This is a genomic window from Burkholderia sp. AU17457 (assembly GCF_002223255.1).
Taxonomy (GTDB): Bacteria; Pseudomonadota; Gammaproteobacteria; order Burkholderiales; family Burkholderiaceae; genus Burkholderia; species Burkholderia sola.
This window is the reverse complement of record NZ_NKFB01000003.1, coordinates 1,854,638-1,871,703: the sequence shown is the minus strand read 5'-3', so window position 1 is coordinate 1,871,703 and position 17,066 is coordinate 1,854,638. Positions and strand designations below refer to the sequence as shown.

At 67.3% G+C, this 17,066-nt stretch carries 16 protein-coding genes; 15 read left to right on the top strand and 1 reads right to left on the bottom strand.

Annotation, left to right across the window (positions count from 1 at the left end; all coding sequences use genetic code 11):
* Positions 1–10 precede the first annotated feature (10 nt).
* The 14 genes from CFB49_RS11430 to CFB49_RS11365 are packed head-to-tail and all read left to right on the top strand — an operon-like array spanning position 11 to position 14,887.
* On the top strand, positions 11–631 hold the full coding sequence (locus CFB49_RS11430; protein WP_179234897.1) for a hypothetical protein: 621 nt from the start codon (positions 11–13) through the stop codon (positions 629–631).
* Positions 628–2,316 carry an AMP-binding protein gene (locus CFB49_RS11425; RefSeq protein ID WP_089491346.1) on the top strand — a complete coding sequence of 563 codons (1,689 nt, stop codon included), beginning with the start codon at positions 628–630 and terminating at the stop codon, positions 2,314–2,316. Before CFB49_RS11430 ends, CFB49_RS11425 begins: the two co-directional genes overlap by 4 nt.
* Positions 2,316–4,022, top strand: coding sequence for a glycosyltransferase family 2 protein (locus tag CFB49_RS11420; protein WP_089491345.1), 1,707 nt, complete (start codon positions 2,316–2,318; stop codon positions 4,020–4,022). Before CFB49_RS11425 ends, CFB49_RS11420 begins: the two co-directional genes overlap by 1 nt.
* Positions 4,009–5,619 (top strand): HAL/PAL/TAL family ammonia-lyase, encoded by a 1,611-nt coding sequence (locus tag CFB49_RS11415; protein WP_089491477.1) that lies wholly within the window; start codon positions 4,009–4,011, stop codon positions 5,617–5,619. The genes CFB49_RS11420 and CFB49_RS11415 overlap by 14 nt, the downstream gene beginning before the upstream one ends.
* Positions 5,616–6,044 carry an acyl-CoA thioesterase gene (locus CFB49_RS11410; RefSeq protein ID WP_089491344.1) on the top strand — a complete coding sequence of 143 codons (429 nt, stop codon included), beginning with the start codon at positions 5,616–5,618 and terminating at the stop codon, positions 6,042–6,044. Before CFB49_RS11415 ends, CFB49_RS11410 begins: the two co-directional genes overlap by 4 nt.
* On the top strand, positions 6,035–6,700 hold the full coding sequence (locus CFB49_RS11405) for an outer membrane lipoprotein carrier protein LolA (RefSeq protein WP_089491343.1): 666 nt from the start codon (positions 6,035–6,037) through the stop codon (positions 6,698–6,700). Before CFB49_RS11410 ends, CFB49_RS11405 begins: the two co-directional genes overlap by 10 nt.
* Positions 6,700–9,108, top strand: coding sequence for an MMPL family transporter (locus CFB49_RS11400; RefSeq protein WP_089491342.1), 2,409 nt, complete (start codon positions 6,700–6,702; stop codon positions 9,106–9,108). The genes CFB49_RS11405 and CFB49_RS11400 overlap by 1 nt, the downstream gene beginning before the upstream one ends.
* Entirely contained in the window at positions 9,105–10,292 is a 1,188-nt protein-coding gene (locus CFB49_RS11395; RefSeq protein ID WP_089491341.1) for a beta-ketoacyl-[acyl-carrier-protein] synthase family protein, read from the top strand. Before CFB49_RS11400 ends, CFB49_RS11395 begins: the two co-directional genes overlap by 4 nt.
* Position 10,293: 1 nt before the next feature.
* Positions 10,294–10,797, top strand: a complete 504-nt coding sequence (locus tag CFB49_RS11390) for a hotdog family protein (RefSeq protein WP_089491340.1) — start codon at positions 10,294–10,296, stop codon at positions 10,795–10,797.
* Positions 10,794–11,519 carry a 3-ketoacyl-ACP reductase FabG2 gene (locus CFB49_RS11385; protein WP_089491339.1) on the top strand — a complete coding sequence of 242 codons (726 nt, stop codon included), beginning with the start codon at positions 10,794–10,796 and terminating at the stop codon, positions 11,517–11,519. Before CFB49_RS11390 ends, CFB49_RS11385 begins: the two co-directional genes overlap by 4 nt.
* Positions 11,519–12,748, top strand: a complete 1,230-nt coding sequence (locus CFB49_RS11380; RefSeq protein WP_089491338.1) for a beta-ketoacyl-ACP synthase — start codon at positions 11,519–11,521, stop codon at positions 12,746–12,748. Before CFB49_RS11385 ends, CFB49_RS11380 begins: the two co-directional genes overlap by 1 nt.
* A complete protein-coding gene (locus CFB49_RS11375) occupies positions 12,745–13,986 on the top strand; it encodes a beta-ketoacyl synthase N-terminal-like domain-containing protein (RefSeq protein WP_089491337.1) in 1,242 nt (413 codons plus the stop codon). Before CFB49_RS11380 ends, CFB49_RS11375 begins: the two co-directional genes overlap by 4 nt.
* Positions 13,987–14,018: 32 nt before the next feature.
* Positions 14,019–14,441 carry a signal peptidase gene (locus CFB49_RS11370; protein WP_089491336.1) on the top strand — a complete coding sequence of 141 codons (423 nt, stop codon included), beginning with the start codon at positions 14,019–14,021 and terminating at the stop codon, positions 14,439–14,441.
* A gap of 23 nt (positions 14,442–14,464) precedes the next feature.
* Entirely contained in the window at positions 14,465–14,887 is a 423-nt protein-coding gene (locus CFB49_RS11365; protein WP_089491335.1) for an excinuclease ABC subunit A, read from the top strand.
* 48 nt (positions 14,888–14,935) lie between these two features.
* Here CFB49_RS11365 and CFB49_RS11360 read toward each other — a convergent pair whose 3' ends face one another.
* Entirely contained in the window at positions 14,936–15,655 is a 720-nt protein-coding gene (locus CFB49_RS11360; RefSeq protein WP_089491334.1) for a class I SAM-dependent methyltransferase, read from the bottom strand.
* Between the two features lie 108 nt (positions 15,656–15,763).
* Here CFB49_RS11360 and CFB49_RS11355 point away from each other — a divergent pair, with 108 nt between their 5' ends.
* A complete protein-coding gene (locus tag CFB49_RS11355; protein WP_089491333.1) occupies positions 15,764–17,023 on the top strand; it encodes an NAD(P)/FAD-dependent oxidoreductase in 1,260 nt (419 codons plus the stop codon).
* The last annotated feature ends 43 nt before the right edge of the window (positions 17,024–17,066 follow it).

Genomic DNA, 17,066 nt, shown 5'->3' with positions numbered 1-17,066 from the left:
GGTGACGGGCATGCGGGCGACTACAGGCACGATCCTGCCACGCGGGTCAGCGGTCGCTGCCCGGGTGGCGCTGGTCGTGGCCTATCCGCTCGTCATCCTGTTTGCGTGGCAAAGCATGTCGCCGCGTTACGTCGGTTGCCTGCTGGTTGCGTTGCTGTGGCTGCAGCGCACGATCGGCAAGGGCCCGCTGGCGCAGGCGCTCAAACGGCTCACGACGCTCGACTGGTGCGTGGCCGGTGCATTGACCGCGTTGTCGGTCGCGATTGCCGTGACCGATAGCGAGCGACTTCTTCATCTTTATCCCGCATGCGTGAGTGCCGGTTTGCTGGTCGCGTTCGGCGCAACCCTGCGGCACGGTCCGACAATGATCGAAAAATTCGCACGACTGACCTATCCCGAGCCCGGCCCGGCAATCGTCCGGTATACGCGGCGCGTCACCCAGGCGTGGTGCGCGTTCTTCATCGTCAACGGCGGTTTTTCGGTTTATACGGCGCTGTACTGGAGCCGTGAATCATGGGCGCTCTACAACGGGCTGATCGCGTACGTGCTGATCGGGATGCTGCTCGCGGGCGAGTGGCTGTGGCGCAGGTTCGTCGTCGTGCCGGCGCGGAAACGGGCGGGTGTCGCATGATCGCGCTGCACGAGATGCTGTGTGCTGAAGTAGATGACGGCGTGGCGGTCTGTCGCGACGGCGCCGCGTTGTTGACGCTGAGGGATCTGCGGGCCCGCGTGGACGCCATCGCACGGATGGTGGACGCGCGCGGCGCGCGCCGGGTCGCGATCTGCACGGACGATCCGTACGCGTTCGCGTGCGCATTCTTCGCGGTCGCGGCGACCCACGGGGAAATCGTGATTCCGGCGAGCAACGCGCTAGGCTACCTCGGCGATCTGGCTCATGCATACGACCTGGTGCTGGATGCGCCGGCACTGGCCGCGTGCGAGCGCGACACGGCGGATGAATCGGCTATCACCGCCCGCCCGATCGACGCTGCCGCCGCGGTGACGCTTTATACGTCGGGCAGCAGCGGCACCGCGAAACCGGTGCGGAAGTCGCTCGCGCAGTTCGATGCCGAAGTGCGCACGCTGCAGCGCGAGTGGGGTGACCGTATCGGGGCGGCGGTGACACTGTCGAGCGTGCCGCATCACCACATCTACGGACTGCTCTTCAGGATTTTGTGGCCGCTGGCAGCGGGCCGTGCGTTTGACCGGATGCCGGTGCTCGAGCCGCTGCAATTGCAGCAGCGGCTGGCCGAATACGGTGGCGGCGTCGTGGTTTCCACGCCGTCGCAACTGATGCGCTGGCCGGCGTTGCCCGGCTTTCCGATGCAGGCGCCCGCGCCATGCGCGTTCTTCTCGTCGGGCGGCCCGCTGTCGGCCGATGCAGCGTTGGCCTATTCGAACGCGTTCGGCGCCGCGCCGCTCGAGATCTTCGGCAGCACCGAAACCGGCGGCATTGCGTGGCGGCGTCAGGATGTCTCGTCCGCGTGGCAGCCGCTAAGGGGCGTCGAAGTGCGTTGCGAGGACGACGGCGTGCTGTGCGTGCGTTCCGCCCATCTCGGTCACGACCGCTGGCACCACACCGACGACACCGCGCGCATCGACGCGTACGGTCGCTTCACACTCGCGGGGCGGTGCGATCGCGTCGTGAAGCTCGACGGCAAGCGTGTTTCGCTGCCCGAACTCGAGGCGAGGCTACACGCGCACGTCTACGTCGAGCAGGCGGCGGCCGTGGTGGTCGACGGCACGAGCCGCGCGCACGTCGGCGTCGTCGCAGTATTGACCCCGGCGGGGCGCGACGCACTGGCGAGCGAGGGCCGGCTTGCGGTTGCCACGACCTTGCGGCATGCGCTCGGCGCCTATTTCGACGCGGCCGCATTGCCGCGCTACTGGCGATTCCGGCACGCGATGCCGTTCGATGCGCGAGGCAAATTGCCGGCCGCCGCGCTGGCGGCTGCATTCACGGCTACGCCGGAGGGTTTCGAATTGCTCGCTTCGTGGCGCAGCGACGGCGCGCTGCATTACGAGCTGCGCGTGCCGCCCGCGCTCGCCCATTTCGAAGGACATTTTCCGGGGCTGCCGATCCTGCCTGGTGTCGTGCAAATCGACTGGGCCGCACGCCTTGCCGGCCGCGAGATGCCGGCCGCGCGCGCCATCCGCTCCATCGAACACCTGAAATTCAAGGCGCCGGTGCCGCCGGGTGCGGTGCTGGCGTTGCGTATCGCGCACGACCCCGTGCGCGGAAGCGCACGCTTCGCGTTTCGCTGCGGCGAGCGGGAATGCACGTCGGGCGTGTTGGTCTACGGGGCGGCGGCGTGATGAGCGACACCTGCATCGTCATTCCGATCTACAACCATCACGAAGCGATCGGCGGCACGCTGGCGCGCCTGGCCGTGCACGGCCTGCCGATCCTGGTGGTCGATGACGGCAGCGATGCACCGACGCAACAGGTGCTGGCCGCGCTGGCCGCGCAATATGCGCCGGCCGTGACGCTGTTGCGGTTGCCCGCCAATGCCGGAAAGGGTGCGGCGGTCATGGAAGGATTGCGCGCCGCGCGCGTCCGCGGCTATCGGCACGCGATTCAGATCGATGCCGACGGCCAGCACGACGCGGCCGACGTGCCGACGTTCGTGGCGGCTGCGCAGGCCGCGCCGGACGCCGTGATTCTGGGCCGGCCGCGTTTCGACGACAGCGTGCCGAAGGCGCGTCTGTATGGCCGCTATCTCACGAACGCGTGGGTATGGATCGAAACGCTGTCGCTCGACATCCCTGATGCGATGTGCGGGTTTCGGCTTTATCCGGTCGATGCCGTCTGCGAACTGATCGACGCGGTATCGATGCCGACCCGAATGGCTTTCGACAGCGAAATCCTGGTCCGGTTGCACTGGCGCGGGCTGACGTTCAGGACGGTCCCGACGCGCGTCGTCTACCCGGCCGACGGCGTGTCGCATTTCGACGTCTGGCGCGACAACGTGCGTATCAGCATGAGTCATACGCGGCTCGTCGCGGGAATGCTTGTGCGCGCACCGATGCTGCTGGCCCGCCGGTTCGTCGGGCGCCGCGACGCATCGCCGGCGGCGCGCACGCGCGCATGGTGGCGCCTGCCGGAACGCGGCAGCCGTATCGGCATGGCGTTGCTGGCCCTCAGCTGCCGCTGGTTCGGCAAGAGCTTCACGTCGCTCTGGCTGCATCCGATCGTCGGTTACTTCGTGCTGACGAATCGCACGGCGCGCACCGCGTCGCATGCCTATATCGCGCGCCTGCGCGACGCGCGAGCGGCGGACGTGCCGAAGCCGGGATGGCGCAGTGCATACCGGCACATGCTTGCCTTCGCGCAGGCGGGATTCGACAAGTTCGTCGCATGGTCCGGCCGTCTCGACGAACTCGACGTGCGTTTCGACGATTCGTCCGCGTTCGATACGCTCGCCGCGAGCGGGCGCGGCGCGCTCGTGATCGGCGCGCACCTGGGCAACCTGGAGATGACCCGGGCGCTTGCGCTGCGCGACGCGCACACCAAGGTGACGGCAATCGTCTACACCGAGCATGCGAAACGTTTCACCGGTGTGCTTGCCGGTGCGAATCGGGAATTCGGCAAGCAGCTCGTCGAGGTATCCGACTTCGGGCCGGATACGGCGATGATGATGCAGTCGCGTATCGACGCGGGCGAGCTACTCGTGATCGTCGGCGACCGCGTGCCGCCGCGCGATTCCGGCAAGACGGTCGACGCCTGTTTCCTCGACGCGACGGCGCCGTTCGCGCAGGGCCCGTACATCCTCGCGCACGCGCTCGGTTGTCCGGTCTACCTGTTCTTCTGCCTGAAGGAGGGGCGCGGCTACCGGCTCTATTTCGAACCGTTTGCCGACCGGATCGACCTGCCGCGCCGCGAGCGCGCGGGCCACGTTGCCGAATGGGCGCAGCGCTATGCCGCGCGGCTCGAACACTATTGCCGCAAGGCTCCCTATCAATGGTTCAACTTCTTCGATTTCTGGGCGCGGCCCGATGGAGGTCCGCGTGGCCGAGCATGATATGAACGACGCCGTGGCGACTTCCGCCGCGCATGCGAGCCGGCCGGCCGTCGTGGTCGGCGGACGGCATCTGACGATCGAGGACGTCGTCGCGGTCGCCCGCGACGGTGCACCGGTCGCGCTGAACGCGGCGCCCGAATGGCGCGCGCGGATCGAGCGCGGCGCAACCTGGCTGCGCGACTATCTCGCGAATGGCGGGACGCTTTACGGGGTAACGACCGGATATGGCGACGCGTGCGTGGTCGAGGTGCCGCCGTCGCTCGTCGAAGCGCTGCCGCTGCAGCTGACGCGCTATCACGGGTGCGGGATGGGCGACTGGTTCGACGCGACGCAAACCCTGTCCATCATCGTCGCTCGGCTCAACTCGCTCGCCTTCGGCTACTCGGGCGTGCGGTTCATGTTGCTCGAACGGCTGGCCGACCTCGTGAATCACCGGATCCTGCCGCGCATTCCGTCGGAGGGCTCGGTTGGCGCCAGCGGCGACCTGACACCGCTGTCCTATGTCGCCGCGGCGCTGGTCGGCGAGCGCACCGTATCGTTCGATGGCGACGAACGGGACGCGCTCGACGCATGGGACGCGATCGGTCGCGCGCCGCTGTCGCTTGCGCCGAAAGAAGGGCTGGCCTTGATGAACGGCACGGCGGTCATGACCGGGCTGGCCTGTCTTGCTTTTGCACGTGCCGATCACCTGACGCGGATGGCGGCCCGCCTGACCGCATTGACGACCGTAGCGCTCGACGGACGGGCCGGGCACTTCGACGCACGATTGTTCGACGCGAAACCGCATGCGGGGCAGGCCGAGGCGGCCGCGTGGATACGCGCCGACCTGGCCGGGCGCGATGAACTGCCCGGACGCCGTCTGCAGGATCGCTATTCGGTGCGGTGCGCGCCGCACGTGATCGGCGTGGCGCGCGACGCGTTGTCGTGGATGCGTCGCGACATCGAGAACGAACTGAACAGCGCGAACGACAATCCGCTGATCGATCCGGACGAAGGATGCGTGCTGCACGGTGGCAATTTCTACGGCGGCCATATCGCGTTCGCGATGGATGCGCTGAAGACCGCGGTGGCGAACCTCGCGGATCTGATGGATCGCCAGCTCGCGCTGCTGGTCGACGACAAGTTCAGCAACGGACTGCCGCGCAATCTGACCGGCGCGACCCCGGAGCGCGCGGCGATCAACCACGGGTTCAAGGCCGTGCAGATCTCTTCTTCCGCGTGGACCGCGGAGGCGCTGAAGCATACGATGCCGGCGAGCGTGTTCTCGCGTTCGACCGAGTCGCACAACCAGGACAAGGTCAGCATGGGGACGATCGCCACGCGCGATTGCCTGCGTGTGCTGGCCCTGACCGAACAGGTTGCCGCGGCGCACGTGCTCGCGACCGTACAGGCCACCCGGCTGCGTCTGCGCGAAGCCCCTCGGACACAGCTTTCACCCGCGCTGCGCGCGTTCATCGACGACGTTGGCCGCCAGTCGCCGCTGGTGGTCGAGGACCGGCCGCTCGAAGCGGAGTTGCGTGCGCTGACCGCGCGCCTTGCGGCATGCGAGCCGATCGGCGAAGCATCCGGCGGCGTCTGGCGCGGGGAGGCGGCATGAACGCATCTCGTTCGCCGCTGACCGCGACGGCTCGCGTCGAGGTCCTGTTTCACGATGTCGACGCGATGAACGTCTGCTGGCACGGTCATTACCTGAAGTACTTCGAAAGCAGCCGCGCGGCATTGCTGCGCATGATCGACTACGACTATCCGGCGATGCTGGCGTCGGGCTACATGTGGCCGGTCGTGGAGGCACATCTGAAGTACGTTCGCCCGGCCCATTACGGCCAGCAGCTCGACGTGCGTGCGACGCTGCTCGAATTCGAGAACCGGCTGAAGATCGGTTACGAAATCGTCGATGCGGCCTCCGGCGAGCGGCTGACGAAAGGGTATACGGTGCAACTGGCTGTCGATGCGACGACGCGCGAACTGCAGTTCGTGGCGCCGCCGGCCCTGATCGAACGGGTGCGTGCGCAATGGGTGTGAATCCGAACCGTAGATGGCTGGTGGCGATGCTCGCCGCCTGTGCGGCGTTCGCCGGCGGTGACGCGATGGCCGCTCCGGTGCCGGCCGCCGCGACCCCGCCGGAGAATGCCGCGCTCGTGTCCGATATCACGATGCGGCTGGCGCGGGTCGGCGCGATACGCGCGGATTTTCGACAGACCCAGACGCTGTCGGCGATGAAGCAACCGCTCGTCAGCACCGGATCGATGTTGTTCGATCGCAGGTCGGGTGTCATCTGGCGAATCGAGACGCCCTACAAGGCCACTTATGTGATCACCGACGGCGGCGTGCGCGAGGCGGGCGCGGACGGGCGCCTCGTCGCGTCTGGTGGTGGCGGCCGTGGCGTCGCACAGGTGTCGCGCATGATGCGCGACATGCTGGGCGGCGACCTGTCCGCGCTGTACGCGCAATTCGACGTCGACGCGAGCGGCACGCCGGAGCGTTGGCGAATGGTCCTGCGGCCGAATCAGCCGCAGCTCGCCCAGGCGATCCGCATGCTCGAAATGCGTGGCGGCGCCTATCTCGGCCGGCTCGACATGACGTTCGCGAACGGCAACGTGACCGTGCTCGAGTTCGGGCGGACGACGCCGGTCGACGCGCCTGCGCCTGCCGAGCGCGCGTGGCTGGAGGCGCGTTGATGGACCCGGCGCGCGACGTGATCGGCGTGGCGGGCGAACGGGCCCGGCGGCGCGTGCAGTGCGCCGCATGGGTGCTCGTCACGCTGGCGGCCGCCGCCTACATCCTGTGGCGCTTCAGCGGGCCGGCGCCGCTGCAGACGAACCTGCTCGCATTGCTGCCGGCCACCGAGGCGAACCCGGTTGCCGAACGCGCAGTCGACATGCTGGGCGATGCACTCGGCAATCGCACCGTCTACCTGGTGACTGACCGGGACGCCGCCCGCGCGAAGGCCGCCGCGAAGCAGTTTGGCGCGCGGCTCGGCGCGAGCGGCGCATTTCGTTCGGTGACGGTCGAGGTGCCGCCGTTCGACCTGTCGCAGATCGCGGCCACCTATTTGCCGGCCCGTTTCGGCCTGCTGACGGACGCGGATCGCCGGTCGCTCGAACAAGGCGACGCCACGCTCGGCGAACGGTTGGCCCGGCGGCTCTATGCACCGCCGGGAGAGGGGCTGCAGACCGCCGTGGCCGACGATCCATTCGGCTGGCTGCAGCACTGGCTCGGCGAACTGCCGCTCGCCGCATCGAATCTGTCGATCGAAGACGGCATGCTGGTGTCGCATCGCGACGGGGCAACCGGTGTGCTCGTGATGACATCGCTGCCGGGCTCGGCCTACGAATCCAGGGTCCAGCACGCGGTGCGTATCGCGACGGCCGATGCGGAGCAAGCGCTGGCGACGGACTTTCGCGGCGTTCGCGTCGACCGGGCCGGCGCGGTGTTTTATGCGGAAGCCGCACGCGCCAGCGCGGAGCGCGACGTGCATGTGATCGGCGCCGTGTCGCTGGCGGGTATCGCGCTGCTGCTGATGAGCGTATTCCGTTCGCCGCGTCTGCTGGTGCTCGCGTTTGCGTCGACGGCGTTCGGTATCGTGTGCGCGCTGGCGGCGACGCTGCTCGTATTCGGCAAGCTGCACCTGCTGACGCTGGTATTCGGCGTGAGCCTGATCGGCGAGGCCGTCGATTATTCGATCCAGTATTTCGTTGCGTACCTGTCCGCGGGGCGGCAGTGGAACGCGCGGCGCGGCGCCGCGGCGGTGCGGCCGGCGCTCGCGGTGGCGCTGGCGACGAGCCTGCTCGGTTACGCGATCCTGATGTGGGTGCCGTTCCCGGCGCTCAAGCAGATCGCGTGCTTTGCGATCGTCGGGATTCTCTGTGCATTCGCCGCCGTGACCGGCTTCTTGCCGCTCATGCTGACGCAGGCGTCGCGGCGCGTGCCGTCCCGTGTTTTTTCGGGCGCAGCGCGCCTGCTGAGCGGATGGCAGTCGCTGCTCGCGGGCCGGCGCGCCGTGATCGCCGCGGTGCTCGTTGCGCTGGTCGCGATCCCGGGCTGGGCGCTATTGAAGAGCGACGACGACATTCATCTGCTGGTTCAGCGCGATGCGAGTCTTGCTCGACAGGAAGGCGATATCCGCGCGGCGGTCGGACTCGCGAATACGGCACAGTTCTTCGTCATCCAGGGCGCGTCGCAGGAAGAGGTACTCGAGCGCTCGGAGGCGCTGGTCGGGGCGTTCGATCGGCAACAGCTCGGCCGCATCCAGTCGATCGCGACGTTCGTGCCTTCGGCGAAGCAGCAAGCACATAACCGCGCCGTGCTCGACACGCGCGTATTCGCCGATGTCGCTGCGCTGCGCGAGACGCTCGAGAAAGCGGGCTTCCGTGACGACGTTGCCGGCGCATGGATTCAGGCGGTTTCCCGCAATGCCCAGGCGACGCTGTCGGTCGACAGCTGGCTGGCGGCACGCTGGTCGGCGCCGTTCCGGCATCTGTGGCTCGGGCGCGTGGACGGCGGCGCCGGTGCCGTCGATGCGGCACTCGCGATTCCGGAGCGGGTCGATGCGACGAACGCGGCGACGTTCGCGGCCCTCGCGCGCACGTTGCCGGGCGTATCGTGGGTCGACAAGGCCGCGAGTGTGTCGAACCTGTTCGGCGCGTATCGGGTCGACAGCGGCCTGTGGTTGATCGGCGCGTTGGTCGTGGTCGCCGCCCTGCTGATGTGGCGATACGGCATGCGCGGCGGCATCGCGACGACGTTGCCGGTCGTGTTCGCCATCGCATTGACGCTGGCGGCGTTCGGCTATGCGCGGGTGCCGCTCACGCTGTTCAACTGGCTTGCACTGATGCTGGTGCTCGGCGTGGGTGCCAATTACGCCGTGTTCCTGCGCGAAGGATGCATGCGCGACCAGGCCGGGATCGGCGCCGTGTGGACCGGCGTACTGCTGTCGGCGGCCACGACGTTGCTGTCGTTCGGCATGCTCGGCGCGAGCGCGATGCCCGCGCTGCGCGGCTTCGGCACGACGCTCGCGATCGGAATCGTGTTGTCGGTGCTGTTCGCACCGCTCGCTACGCCACCCGCGAAGGAGCGCCGCGCATGAGTGAGAAACAGACGCCGGTCTACCTGTCCGCGCCCGGCATGATCAACGCGCTTGGCGCAACGACCGACGAGATCGTCACGGCATTGCGCGCGGGCGTCGCACCGGGCATGGCGCCCCGTACCGACGTTCCCGCCGACGGCTGGGTCGGGCAGGTACGGTCTGCGCTCGACATCGCGCCGCCTGACGCGCTCGCGCATTTCGACTGCCGGAACAACCGGCTGCTGCTCGCCGCGCTCGCGCAGATCGAATCGTCCGTCGACGCGGCGATCGCGCGCCATGGTCCGCGCCGGGTGGGGGTCGTGATCGGCACGAGTACGTCCGGCATTCACGCTGCGGAACAGGCGCTCGCCGAGCGTGCCGCGACCGGCACGACGCCCGCCGGATTCGACTATCGACAGATGGAAATCGGCACGGCGGCGCCGTTCGTGCGGGCCGTGCTCGGTGTCGGCGGGCCGGCTTATACGCTATCGACGGCCTGCACGTCGAGTGCGAAGGCGTTCGCGGCCGCGCGCCGCCTGCTGCGGCTGAAGCTGTGCGATGCGGTCGTCGTCGGCGGTGCGGATTCGCTGTGCGAGCTCACCCTGCAGGGCTTCGCGTCACTCGAATCGGTCAGCCCGGGCCGGACCAATCCGATGAGCCGGAACCGGTGCGGTATCACGATCGGCGAAGGCGCCGCACTGTTCGTGATGAGCCGCGACGAAGCGGCGGTTCGCCTCGCCGGCGTCGGCGAGTCGAGCGATGCGCATCACATCTCTGCGCCGGATCCGGCGGGCCACGGCGCCGAGGATGCGTTGCGCGCCGCGCTCGCGGACGCGGGTGTGGCTTCGTCCGCGATCGGTTACGTGAACCTGCATGCGACGGCGACGCGGCTGAACGACGAGATGGAAGCGAACGTGACGGCTCGCGTGTTTCCGCACGGCGTGCCGGCGAGCGGGACCAAGCCGATGACGGGGCACATGCTCGGCGCGGCAGGCGCGACCGAGCTGGGATTCGGCTGGCTGACGCTGGCCGGCGGGATCGCGCTGCCGGCGCATGTCTGGGACGGCGAGCACGATCCGGCGCTGCCGGCACTCGACCTCGTCGACAGCGAGCGCCGTCTGGCCGGCGATGCCACGGGACGTTACGTGATGAGCAATTCGTTCGCTTTCGGCGGCAGCAATGCCAGCCTGATTCTGGGGACCTGACATGCAAGCCGGACCATTCATCGACGCGCTGCACGGCGGCGCGGATATTCCCGTCGGCGACGTGCGCGACGTGTTGCCGCATCGCGGCACCATGCTGCTGCTCGACTCGATCGAGCGCTGTTCGGAAACCGGCATCGAGGTGAGCGCGGTTGCGCGCCGCGATGCGTGGTACGCCGACGACAGCGGTGCGATGCCGGCGTGGATCGGCATCGAACTGATGGCGCAGGCGATCGCCGCGCACGTCGGCCTGCTCGCCGCGCATGCGGGCGGCCGCGCGAAGCCGGGCGTATTGCTCGGCGCAAACCGCTATGTCGCGCATCGCGCCGCGTTCCGCACGGACACGGCGCTGCGCATCGTCGCGCGGGAACTGTTGCGCGGCGACGAGGGGCACGGCGCGTACGAGTGCGCGATTCATGCCGAAGGCGAGTGCTGCGCGGAAGCCGTCGTCAAGGTGTACCAACCAAGCGATTTTCAGACTTTTATCGAAGGGAGCTTCAATTCATGACTCGGCGAGTTCTCGTGACAGGGGCGAGCCGCGGCATCGGCCGCGCCGTGGCACTGCGCTTGGCATCCGACGGTTTCGCCGTGACGGTTCATTGCCGCGCCGGCCGCGCCGATGCGGAAAGCGTCGCCGCGACGATTCGCGCGCAGGGCGGCACGGCGAGCGTGCTGCAGTTCGATGTGCGCGATCGCGCGGTGTGCCGGCGTGAACTGGAGGCCGACGTCGACGCGCACGGCGCGTACTACGGGATCGTCTGCAGCGCGGGCGTGACGCGGGACGGCGCGTTTCCGGCGCTGTCCGAGGAGGACTGGGACATCGTGATCGAAACCGGGCTGGACGCGTTCTACAACGTCGTTCATCCGCTGACCATGCCGATGGTGCGTCTGCGTGGCGGCGGCCGGATCGTGACGATCGCGTCCGTGTCGGGCGTGATGGGCAATCGCGGCCAGGTCAATTACAGCGCCGCGAAGGCCGGCCTGATCGGCGCGACCAAGGCGCTGGCGGTCGAACTGGCATCGCGAAAGATCACGGTCAATTGCGTCGCGCCGGGGCTGGTCGATACCGGCATGCTCGACGACGTGCCGCTGGAACATGCATTGAAGACGGTCCCGATGGGCCGCGTCGGCCAGCCCGACGAAGTCGCGGCCGTGGTGGGCTTCCTGATGTCGGATGCGGCGACCTACGTCACCCGGCAAGTGATCGGCGTCAACGGCGGGATGGTGTGATGAAGCGAGTGGTGGTGACGGGAATGGGCGGCGTGACCGCCTTCGGTCAAAGCTGGGCGGAAATCGAGGCGCGCCTGCGCGAGGGACGCAACGCGGTGCGGTACATGCCGGGATGGGACTGCTACGAAGCGCTGCATACGCGGCTCGCATGCCCGCTGCCGGCCTTCGAGCTGCCGCGCACGTATCCGCGCAAGAAGACCCGTTCGATGGGGCCCGTGTCGATGTACGCGGTGCGCGCGAGCGAACTGGCACTGGCCGATGCGGGATTGGGCGACGACCCGTCGATCCGGGACGGCCGGATGGGCGTCGCGTACGGGTCGTCGTCGGGATCGGTCGAGCCGATCCGCGCGTTCGGCACGATGATCGAGACGGGCTCGATGCGCGACGTCACGTCGAACAGCTACGTGCAGATGATGCCGCACACCACGGCGGTCAACGTCAGCCTGTTCTGGGATCTGAAAGGCCGGATCGTGCCGACGTCGTCGGCCTGCGCGTCCGGCAGCCAGGCGATCGGCTACGCGTACGAGGCGATCGCGACGGGCAAGCAGGCGCTGATGCTGGCGGGCGGCGCGGAGGAATTGTCCGGCCCGGCGGTGGCGGTGTTCGATACGTTGTACGCGACGAGCACGCGCAACGATGCCGCGAACCTGACGCCGCGCCCGTTCGATGTCGATCGCGACGGGCTGGTGGTCGGTGAAGGCGCGGCGACGCTCGTGCTCGAGGAATACGAGCACGCGATGGCGCGCGGCGCGACGATCCATGCGGAGATCGTCGGTTTCGGCTGCAATTCCGACGGCGCGCACATCACCCAGCCGACCGCGGAGACGATGGCGGTCGCGATGCGTCTCGCACTGGGCGATGCGGCGCTCGATGCCGATGCGATCGCCTACGTGAACGCGCACGGCACGTCGACCGACCGGGGCGACGTGGCGGAAAGTCATGCGACGGCGTCCGTATTCGGCGCACGCATGCCGATCAGCTCGCTGAAGAGCTACGTGGGGCATACGCTGGGCGCATGTGGTGCGCTCGAGGCGTGGTGGACGATCGAGATGATGAAGCGCAACTGGTATGTGCCGACGCTCAATCTCGATACGATCGATCCGGCCTGCGCGCCGCTCGACTACATCGTCGGCGACGCACGGCGGATCGAAGCGGAATTCGTGATGAGCAACAACTTCGCGTTCGGCGGGATCAACACGTCGCTGATCTTGCGGCGGGTCGCCGCATGACGGCGGGCGGCAGCGCGGCGGCGCGCGTCGTCGTCACGGGGCTCGGCATCGTGTCGTGCCTCGGCAACGCGCTCGACGAAGTATCGGCCGCGCTGCGCGCCGGTCGCTCGGGCGTGAGCCGCGTGGACGCATGGCGCGAGCGCGGTTTCCGCAGCCAGGTCGCAGGCGTGGCGTCCGTCGCCCCGGCTGCGCGGTTTGCACGCAAGCACGAACGCTTCATGGGCGACACGGCGCGCTTTGCCGCGCATGCGGCCGCGTCGGCGCTCGACGATGCGTGCCTCGCTGTCGACATGCTCCGTTCGCCGCGCGCGGGCGCGATCGTCGGGTCCGGCATCGGATCGATGGCCGATTACGACGACGCGATGACGATCGCGCGGCATCGCGGCATCGACAGGACGCCGCCCTATGTCGTTCCGAAAGCAATGAGCAGCACGGCGTCGGCATGCGTCGCGCAGTTGTTCGGCATCGAGGGCGTGTCTTACTCGCCGTCGTCCGCCTGTACGAGCGGGGTGCTCGCGATTGGCCACGCGGCGCAATTGATCCGCTCCGGGTGTCAGGACGTCGTGCTGGCCGGTGGAAGCGAGGCGCTGCACGACAACATGACGTTGATGTTCGACGCGATGGGCGTGTTGTCCAGCGGTTTCAACGACACGCCGGACCGCGCATCGCGTCCGTACGCGCTTGACAGGGATGGTTTCGTGATCGCGTCTGGCGCGGGCATTCTGGTGCTCGAATCGCTCGAGCACGCACGCGCGCGCGGCGCGCGAATTCATGCAGAGATCAGCGGGTTCGGCCAATGTACGGACAACGCCGGCATGGCGATGCCGCATGCGCCGGGGATTGCGCGCGCGATGCGTGGCGCGCTCGAAAATGGCGGCGAACGGCGTCCGGACTACGTCAATACGCACGCGCCGTCGACGCAGCGCGGCGACGTCGAGGAACTGAAAGCGCTCGGCGACGTATTCGGCGGCGACGTGCCGGCGTTCTCGTCCACGAAAGGAATGACGGGACATCCGCTCGGCGCGAGCGGTGCGCATGAAGCGATCTATACGATCCTGATGATGCGCGACGGCTTCGTCGCGGGCTCGGCCGTCGGCGATGTGCCCGATCCCGCGATAGCCGGCATGCCGCTCGTGCGCGACGCGCGCGAATTCGCGATCGAACGCGCGCTGTCTGTTTCGTTCGGATTCGGCGGCAGCTGTGCAAGTGTGTTGTTGGACGCCTGGAAGGGCGATTGAAGTGAACTTACTGAGCTGAGAGGACGATAACAATGAAGCCCAAACGACATCTGGCCGGCATGTTGGTCGCGACATCGTTGCTGACGGGGTGCGGGACCGTGGTACGTTCGCTGCCTCTGCCGGCGGCGGCAACAGCACCGGACACGAGCGGCGTCGCGATTTATTTCGGTGCGCAGCCCCATCCGGAGGTCAAGACCCGCATCGGTGCGCGTTCGGAATCGGTGCGCGTGCGCCGGGTCGAAAGCGAACAGCCGACGTGCGACCAGGCGCTGGCGGAAGCGCTGAACCGTCTTCGCATCTATGCGAAGAATCGCGGCGGGAATGCGGTCATCAACGTGACGACGCGCTTCCATGAAAAGAGCTCGAATTCGACGACCGAATATACGTGTGGCGTGAGCGGCAGTGCGGGCGCGATTGCCGTGTCGGGCGACGTCGTGCAGTTGAACGCTCAATGACGGGGGCACACGTGAAATACCGCATGGCACTGGCATTGATCGGCGCGACGTTCGCGGCTTCGGCCGCATACGCACGGGATACGATCCGCGACTATCCGATCGAGAGCGCGTTGAAGAGCGAGGAAGGCAAGCTCGACGACGGCGTCGCGCTCTATTTCGGCGATCAGCCGCATCCGCGCGTGATCAAGTCGTACGGTGCGTTCGCGACCAACAAGAAGACCAACGCGTTCGGCAAGAGCGACGAGGCGGCGTGCCAGCATGTGTTCCTGTCGGCCGTGATCGAGCTTCAGGCGCGTGCGCGAAAGGAGGGCGGCAATGCGGTCGTCGGCATCAAGAGCAATTACCGCAACGTGTTGCGCTCCAGCCCGAACGAGTACACGTGCGGTGCCGGCGCGGTCGTCGCCGGCGCGGCGCTGACGGGCGAGGTCGTGACGTTGAAGCAGTAACTGACACCGGCCTGTAGCAGCGGGCCGCCGAACGGCGGCCTTGCTTGTTCAGGCGGGCTTGCGCGCGGCGACGTTGACGAGCGTTTCGCGGCGCTTGCCGGGTTTCGGTGTGTACAGGCCGATGCGCTCGAGGAGTCCGAAGTCTTTCGCGCGGCTCCACCACAGGTAGGGGAACGACACGTTGCGGGTTTCGAAACCGAATCCGGCGTGGCGTAGCATGGCAAGGTAGCCGTCGGCGCTTTTCTGAACCTCCATCGGATGGCGGAACAGCAGCCGGATCACCCACGACTTGATGTATGCGTCGGTCGATTCGGCGAACAGCAGCAGTCCGCCGGGCTTCAGCACGCGGCGAAACTCGGCCAGCGCATGCTCCTGATCGACGAGATGGTGAAAGGTCTGATGGCAGAACACGATGTCGACGCTCGCATCGGCAAGCGGAATCTGCGTGCAGTCGGCATGCCGCAATTCGACGGGCGTGGCGCAACGATGCGCCGCTTCCGACGCATGCGCGAGCGAGTCGTCGTGGCAATCGATACCGATGATCCCGGCGGGTGCGAACGCTTCGCTCAGCAGGCGAAACGACTTGCCCTGGCCGCATCCCGCGTCGAGGATGACGGGAGCGGACGGCAGCGGCGCCGCGATGAGCCGCTTCAGATCGTCGATGGCAACCTTGAGCACGTGATGCTCCCACGTATGCGTGCGGAGAAACCAGATGCCGAACCGGGTTTCGGGAACATAGGCGGGAGCGTGCGTGCGGCGGGACGTCATGGGTCTCTCGTCGATCTTGGATTTGTTGAGCGCCTATTGTAGTTTGCAACGCCGGATCGTGGCGTGAGAAACATAAGATACCCAATCAATCGGACTGAATTGGCAAGCATGAGTGAAATGAAATCGAATTCCATCGACGTCGCGATCATCGGAGCAGGGCCTTCCGGCGCCGTCGCGGCCGCGCTGCTGCGCAAGGCCGGCCGTTCGGTGCTGGTGCTCGAGCGTCAGCATTTTCCGCGCTTTTCGATCGGAGAAAGCCTGTTGCCCCAGAGCATGCAGTATCTCGAGGAGGCGGGCATGCTGCAGGCGGTCGTCGAGGCCGGTTTCCAGTTCAAGAACGGCGCGTACTTCGTCTATCGCGACAGGATGTCGTCGTTCGATTTTCGCGAGAAGTTTTCCGCGGGCTGGGGGACGGCTTATCAGGTCGAGCGCGCGACCTTCGACGATCTGCTGATCCGTTGTGCGGCCGAACAGGGCGCGGACGTGCGATTCGGCCATACCGTGCGCGCCTTCCAGCCGGGCGATATGCCGCGGCTCGACATCGTCGACGAAGCCGGGCACGAATATTCCGTTCAGGCTTCGTTCGTACTCGATGCAAGCGGGTTTGGCCGGGTGTTGCCGCGGCTGCTCGATCTCGAGGCGCCGACCGGCCTGCCGACGCGAGCGGCCATCTTTTCGCACGTCGAAGACAGCCTGCCGGCCGGGTCGACCGATCGCGACAAGATCTGCATCGCCGTTCATCCGGAGCGACGCGACGTGTGGTTCTGGATGATCCCGCTGACGAACGGGCGCTCGTCGGTCGGTTGCGTGGCCGATGCCGGATTTCTCGACGTGCCGGAAGCGCGGCAGGAATCGTTGTTGCGCGAATTGCTGCAAAGCGAGCCGACATTGTCGCGACTGGTCGGCAGCAAGCCGTTCGTGATGCCCGTGCGCCGCGTCTCGGGCTATGCATCGAATGTCGAGGCCCTGCACGGCCACGGCTATGCACTGCTCGGTAACGCCGGCGAATTCCTCGATCCGATCTTCTCGTCGGGCGTGACGATCGCGATGCGGTCGGCTCAACTGGCGGTCGCCGCGCTCGAACGGCAGTTGCGTGGCGAGTCGGTCGACTGGGCACGTGATTACGACATCGCACTGCGCAAGGGTATCGACACCTTCCGTGCCTTCGTCGAACGCTGGTACTCGGGAGCGCTGCAAGACATCGTGTTTCACGAAGACAAGGCCTCCGACGTGAAACGCATGGTCTGCTCGATTTTGGCGGGTTATGCGTGGGACGAGACGAATCCGTTTGTCCGGGAACCGGTGCGAGGTCTCGATATTCTTGCGCAGTTGTGCAGCTCGATAGGTGAGACCGACATCGCTTCGTAGCGCGCGATGCTAAATACACCTGGTCACCACCTCGATCGAGATT

Coding starts and splice junctions, on each gene's coding strand:
- CFB49_RS11430 (WP_179234897.1), top strand. CDS start 11: ATGCGGGCGACTACAGGCACGATCCTGCCACGCGGGTCAGCGGTCGCT.
- CFB49_RS11425 (WP_089491346.1), top strand. CDS start 628: ATGATCGCGCTGCACGAGATGCTGTGTGCTGAAGTAGATGACGGCGTG.
- CFB49_RS11420 (WP_089491345.1), top strand. CDS start 2,316: ATGAGCGACACCTGCATCGTCATTCCGATCTACAACCATCACGAAGCG.
- CFB49_RS11410 (WP_089491344.1), top strand. CDS start 5,616: ATGAACGCATCTCGTTCGCCGCTGACCGCGACGGCTCGCGTCGAGGTC.
- CFB49_RS11405 (WP_089491343.1), top strand. CDS start 6,035: ATGGGTGTGAATCCGAACCGTAGATGGCTGGTGGCGATGCTCGCCGCC.
- CFB49_RS11400 (WP_089491342.1), top strand. CDS start 6,700: ATGGACCCGGCGCGCGACGTGATCGGCGTGGCGGGCGAACGGGCCCGG.
- CFB49_RS11395 (WP_089491341.1), top strand. CDS start 9,105: ATGAGTGAGAAACAGACGCCGGTCTACCTGTCCGCGCCCGGCATGATC.
- CFB49_RS11390 (WP_089491340.1), top strand. CDS start 10,294: ATGCAAGCCGGACCATTCATCGACGCGCTGCACGGCGGCGCGGATATT.
- CFB49_RS11385 (WP_089491339.1), top strand. CDS start 10,794: ATGACTCGGCGAGTTCTCGTGACAGGGGCGAGCCGCGGCATCGGCCGC.
- CFB49_RS11380 (WP_089491338.1), top strand. CDS start 11,519: ATGAAGCGAGTGGTGGTGACGGGAATGGGCGGCGTGACCGCCTTCGGT.
- CFB49_RS11375 (WP_089491337.1), top strand. CDS start 12,745: ATGACGGCGGGCGGCAGCGCGGCGGCGCGCGTCGTCGTCACGGGGCTC.
- CFB49_RS11370 (WP_089491336.1), top strand. CDS start 14,019: ATGAAGCCCAAACGACATCTGGCCGGCATGTTGGTCGCGACATCGTTG.
- CFB49_RS11365 (WP_089491335.1), top strand. CDS start 14,465: ATGGCACTGGCATTGATCGGCGCGACGTTCGCGGCTTCGGCCGCATAC.
- CFB49_RS11360 (WP_089491334.1), bottom strand. CDS start 15,655: ATGACGTCCCGCCGCACGCACGCTCCCGCCTATGTTCCCGAAACCCGG.
- CFB49_RS11355 (WP_089491333.1), top strand. CDS start 15,764: ATGAGTGAAATGAAATCGAATTCCATCGACGTCGCGATCATCGGAGCA.